Source organism: Nostoc sp. FACHB-888, assembly GCF_014696655.1.
Classification (GTDB): Bacteria; Cyanobacteriota; Cyanobacteriia; order Cyanobacteriales; family Nostocaceae; genus Nostoc.
Map to the genome: position 1 here is coordinate 1 of NZ_JACJQM010000362.1, position 2,645 is coordinate 2,645.

Annotated in this window: 2 protein-coding genes; one reads left to right on the top strand and one right to left on the bottom strand. The window is 38.4% G+C overall.

What is annotated here, in order from left to right:
- Nucleotides 1–7 precede the first annotated feature (7 nt).
- Nucleotides 8–1,429 carry a pyridoxal-dependent decarboxylase gene (locus H6G26_RS40800; protein WP_190737739.1) on the bottom strand — a complete coding sequence of 474 codons (1,422 nt, stop codon included), beginning with the start codon at nucleotides 1,427–1,429 and terminating at the stop codon, nucleotides 8–10.
- 693 nt (nucleotides 1,430–2,122) lie between these two features.
- Here H6G26_RS40800 and H6G26_RS40805 point away from each other — a divergent pair.
- Nucleotides 2,123–2,581 (top strand): glutamate-cysteine ligase family protein, encoded by a 459-nt coding sequence (locus H6G26_RS40805; RefSeq protein ID WP_190737743.1) that lies wholly within the window; start codon nucleotides 2,123–2,125, stop codon nucleotides 2,579–2,581.
- Nucleotides 2,582–2,645 lie beyond the last annotated feature (64 nt).

Genomic DNA, 2,645 nt, shown 5'->3' on the forward strand with positions numbered 1-2,645 from the left:
TATTGAGTTAATTATTTTCTATCTCTTCAGCAGTTTGACAAATTAATTGCCAAGCCTGCTTTACGTGTATTTTATCTGTGGTTGCTTGTCCAATTGACATTCTTAAAGTTAATTTTTGCTCCAGTTTGGTGGAAGTAAGATAGATTTTACCTGAAGAGTTGATATTGTTAATAATTTTTTCGTTAATTGCATCACCCAATTTATGGCGGAAACATACCAAATTTAACGGAGGATTCACAACTAGCTCAAAACGAGGATGAGATTTTACACATTCAGCAAATTCTTGTGCTAAAGCAATATGCTTACGAATATAATATTGTAAACCTTCTATACCATAGTGCCGAATTACAAACCATAGTTTGAGACTTCTAAATCTACGTCCTAAAGAAATCTGCCAATCTCGATAGTCAATAACTTTACCAGACGTGCTAGCTTGATTTTTGAGAAATTCAGGCATGATAGATAGTGCATGAATTAGTTTAGCTCGATCTTTGACATAAAAACAGGTACAATCAAAATTAGTTAGCATCCATTTATGAGGATTAAAACAATAGCTGTCTGCTAGTTCTAATCCTTGATGAATCCACTGATACTCAGGACATATAGCTGCTGTACCGCTCATTGCACCATCAACATGGAGCCAAATGTTATGTACTTGAGCGATCGCACCTATTTCTGTTAATGGATCTATGGCATGAGATGAGGTTGTCCCCACAGTAGCAGCAATATAAAAAGGGATTAACCCAGATTTAATATCTCTAACAATTTGCTGTTGTAGTAATTCTGGACACATTCTATAATCAGCATCAACCTCAATTAAATGTAAATTTTCTTGCTTAATTCCCGCTACTCTGGCAGCTTTCTCAATTGAAGAGTGTGCTTGAGTAGAAGTGTACACAACTAGTTGATTAATATCTGCTTTTAACTGTTCTCTAGCTGCTATCAAAGCTACTAAAGAAGCACTACTGGCTGAGTCTTGAATTACTCCTCCTCCTGTGGTCGAAGATTTAAACTGCGAGGGAAGTTTCAACATATCTATTAACCAGTCTAGAACATGAGTTTCTAACTCAGTACAAGCTGGAGAAGTTGCCCATAACATTCCTTGAACTCCAAGTCCTGCACTGACTAATTCTCCTAAAATTGATGGTGCAGAAATACCTGTAGGAAAGAAAGCAAAAAAGTTTGGAGACTGCCAATTAGTCAATCCCGGTACAATGATTTTATCTAAATCTTGTAAAATATCTGCAAAAGACTCTCCTTTTACTGGGGCTGTTTCTGGTAGTTTAGCTCTAATGTCTCCAGGTTCTAATTGAGATAAAACAGGCAGTTGCTCTACTGTTTCTAAATAATTAGCTATCCAATCAATAGTTTGATATCCCCAATGACGAAATTCATCTGAGGACATATGGTATTCTTTATTGTTTTCCATATTGTTCTACCGTTTAAAATTTGTTATTTTACACAATATATTTTATATCTTATCTGAAACTTTAATATGTACCAAAGCTAATGTTTCATATCGCGTAATGCTGTCTTAATGTCCGACATTAAGGCTAGTCAAAGCAATTCGCAATTAAATCAGTGAGGGCTTGTACCCACTTTTAGGCAATTAATCAATTAATTCGCTTTTTCGCCCTAATCAAATTACGAATTGCGTTAGCGGAGCGGGGCGTAGCAAGAGTGCGAATTGCGAATTGTTTGGTCATACCTATTACAAAATAAAAATTTTTAGAAGAACCCAGAAGCCAGAATGGGCTAAACGCCCCGCTATCCATGTACAGGAATCAGAACCAGAAAATGGGGGATTCAGACCCGCCACTAATTATAGACCGCTAAATTTCAATGTTTAGGGGGTATTAAACCCATTTATTCAAACGCCAGTCATACAGAATTCATCCTGAATTTTGACCATGCCAGTTTTCAAATATTCTTTTGGAGTAATGCAATCCACAACCTCAGAGTGATGTTTGTTTCATTGAATTAAGCCATCTTTTAGTTTGGGACTTATTAGCAAACATTTAGTACATTTAGCTGTTAAAAGTTCGCCCCTACTCGACCGATTAATCCCACTGTTGCCGCTCATGGCAATAAGATTCCTTAACAAGTAAAGGAAACACCAGGTATGTCATCTCAAGCTGAAGAATTTACTATTGGTGTCGAAGAGGTATATCAAATTATCAATCCGACGACGCGGGAACTGAGTTCGCGTGTGGAACACGTTCTGCCAAAAGCCCAGAAAGCCCTTGGCTTGGAGGTACAGCCAGAAGCCCAACGTTCGCAGATAGAAATTGGTACGCCCATCTGTAGAACACTTGCAGATGTGCGCTTTGAGCTTGTTCGTTTGCGTCGTGAAGTGATAACGGCGGCTGCCAAGGATGGGAACCAAATTGCCGCCGCTGGCACACACCCGTTTTCACACTGGGATCAACAGCAGCTCACACCCAAAGAACGTTATCAAACGCTTATGGAAGATTATCAACAACTCACCCGTGAGCTAGTTATTTTTGCCTGTCATGTACATGTGGGAATTAGCGATCGCCCTACTCGCCCAGCAATCGGCACACATATAAATATCAGCTAAAAGCCGTCCAGAATCACTTAGATCAAAATTTAATTTTTAGAAAGTACAGCTTACCTGAGTTTGA